This window comes from Nonomuraea sp. NPDC050643 (genome assembly GCF_040654715.1).
Lineage (GTDB): Bacteria > Actinomycetota > Actinomycetes > Streptosporangiales > Streptosporangiaceae > Nonomuraea.
On sequence record NZ_JBFAIM010000164.1, the window covers coordinates 1 to 2,279 of the forward strand.

Genomic DNA, 2,279 nt, shown 5'->3' on the forward strand with positions numbered 1-2,279 from the left:
AGGGCCGACCCTTCGCTGACCGCCGGCCACCCGGCTTCGAAGCCAAACCCCCTCGAAAGTATCGAAGGAGAGCAGTATGAAACCCGAGTCTTGTCCCGGCAGACCCCGGTGCGGCCGACCGAGCGGTGGATGTGCAGGCCGGTCGGGAAGCGGCCGAACTCATCTGAGGTGTAGTTCGAGCCGCGGTCGGTGTGGAACACGGCGCCGGGCTGGAGCAGGCCGGTGCCGGCGGCCATCCGGATCGCGTCCTTGATCGGCTCGGTGCGGTAGTGGTCGGCCATGGCCCAGCCCAGCACCGCCTTGCTGTGGCAGTCGATCACGGTGACCAGGTGGAGGAAGCCCTCCCAGGTGCGGACGTAGGTGATGTCGCCGACGAGCTTGGTGCCCGGCCGCTCGGCGGTGAAGTCGCGGCCGAGCAGGTCGGGGATGCCGCGGGCGTCGCCCTGGACGGTGATGGCCGGGCGAAAGGCCCGGACCTGGGCCGGGGTCAGGTCCTGCTCCCGCATCAGGGCGCGGACCGGTTCGGCCGAGCAGTGCTCACCGCGACGGGCCAGGGCGGCGTGGACGCGCCGGTGGCCGTAGGTCTCGTGCGAGCCGGCGAAGATCTCGACGACCGCCGCGGCCGACAGCGCGCGGCGTTGCGCGGTGGCCGAGGCCGGTCGCTCGCGCCATTCGTGGTAGCCCGAGCGGGATACCTGTAGCCAGGCGCACATCTTCACGATCGAGTGACAGGCCTTCTCCGCGTCGATCAGCTCGTACTTGGCGAGCGTCATCGAGTCTCGGACGCGAAGAAGCCCACATATATATTGGGCCGCACTGGCATTGACGGAGGCCGAGGCCGCAGTGCTGGAGGAGGTTGGGCTGTCGGATGCGCTGGCCACGGTGGGCGGTGCAAGCCCTATGACGTTGGCTATTGAAGTGGCATTGTCACTGGAGCTCAGGCAGCCTGTAGAGCCAGTAGGCTCCCTGCTGGTCTGAGATGGCGTATGGCGTCTTTACCGCATCCGGATAGCCGTACGTCGTGGGGATCTTGTTGCCCCGTGTCCTGTCCCGGGAGGCTTCGGGGGTGTCGTAGACGCTCTCAACGGTAATTGTGACCTTGACCCCCTTCTCGTCGGCCGCAGTGAGGAGGTCGCCGTAGAAAATCTTGAGGCGGGCCTTGCAGCCCGTACATGGTCCGATGTTGCTGATCAGGATGACTTGGATGCTTTTGGTGTCTTTGGCGAGTCCGCGTTCAGTGATCCATTCATAGGCTTCGAGTAAAGTCGCGACCTCGCTGTCCTGCTGCGAGAGCTTGGCCTCGTCCAGGCTGATCTCTGCGGGACGTTGGGCGCCGTCTGTCGCCGTGAGGGTGTAATAGCCTTGGCCGGACTTGGGCGGCGCGACAGGGGTTAAGTAGCAGTTTTCATCATTGCCCTCGGAAGGGATGTTGTCGTCGACGATCACCATGATGCGGGAGTACAGGCCGGGTTCCAATACCTGATGGTCCTGCGCGGCGCGCTTGTGGATTGTGGCCAGTTCTCGCACGATCGCCGTGGTTCGCGCGTCAGGGCTATGAGCGTGAGTGTGGGACATCGTCGTCCTCTTTCATCGGGGAATTTCACCTTCTCACCGAGGGAGAGGGAAACAAGCGATGTCGGTGTCCGGCTGCGGCCAGTGCAATCCGCGCAAAGATTGCGATCTGGCGTTCGGAGCGGATCGGTACGAATGTTCGGTGGGCCCGAGACGCACGCGGCGCCGTTCAGCAAGTTCAGGCGCATCGGCACCGAGCGGGAGTTGGCGTTGGCGACGGGCCGTTCGTACGGGTTCGTTCATCGGCTGCTGCAGGAGGCGGGTGTGACTCTGCGGTCGCGCGGTGGCGCGCGGAAGGTGTCCCCGTTGATTGGCTGATGCTGTTTACCCAAACGCCAATGGGGATCGAGGCGGCGGCCGACACGACGAACACCCACTCACGGCGCCGCTCGGAGCGGATCGTGGATCTCACGTGCAGGTGAGGCGGGGCTCGGGGGCGTACACCGTGTGGAATCGCTGGCGGCGCACCTCCTTGCCGTCGCGCTTGAAGATGCGCCACACGTCGATGGCGAAGCCCTCCACGCCCTCCATCGGGATGCAGTCGGCCCCCGACTCCTCACTCAGCGTCGGGAACGGCTTGACGTCATAGCGCCCCGAGCTCTCGGACTCGATGGTGAAGCGCCGGGTGCTCCAGAACTGGACGGTGATCGAGGTGCCGGTGTAGGAGGTCTTGATCAGTACGCCGTAGCGGGAGTCGTTGCGCCAGC

At 65.2% G+C, this 2,279-nt stretch carries 4 protein-coding genes; 1 reads left to right on the forward strand and 3 read right to left on the reverse strand.

Annotated features, from left to right (window positions below; genetic code table 11):
- Both AB0I15_RS66685 and AB0I15_RS66690 read right to left on the reverse strand, forming a co-directional pair.
- The coding region (locus tag AB0I15_RS66685) for an IS3 family transposase (protein ID WP_358121124.1) at nucleotides 1-773 on the reverse strand (773 nt) is incomplete at its 3' end.
- Between the two features lie 154 nt (nucleotides 774-927).
- Nucleotides 928-1,527, reverse strand: coding sequence for a hypothetical protein (locus AB0I15_RS66690; RefSeq protein WP_358121127.1), 600 nt, complete (start codon nucleotides 1,525-1,527; stop codon nucleotides 928-930).
- A gap of 180 nt (nucleotides 1,528-1,707) precedes the next feature.
- Here AB0I15_RS66690 and AB0I15_RS66695 point away from each other — a divergent pair, with 180 nt between their 5' ends.
- On the forward strand, nucleotides 1,708-1,890 hold the full coding sequence (locus AB0I15_RS66695) for a helix-turn-helix domain-containing protein (protein WP_358121130.1): 183 nt from the start codon (nucleotides 1,708-1,710) through the stop codon (nucleotides 1,888-1,890).
- A gap of 90 nt (nucleotides 1,891-1,980) precedes the next feature.
- On the opposite strand, the gene AB0I15_RS66700 is transcribed toward AB0I15_RS66695, so the two are convergent.
- Nucleotides 1,981-2,279, reverse strand: a 299-nt coding sequence (locus AB0I15_RS66700; RefSeq protein WP_358121132.1) for a hypothetical protein, incomplete at its 5' end; no start/stop codon positions are given.

Excerpts from the sequence above, each read along its gene's own strand:
- AB0I15_RS66695 (WP_358121130.1), top strand. The coding sequence starts at position 1,708 with ATGTTCGGTGGGCCCGAGACGCACGCGGCGCCGTTCAGCAAGTTCAGG.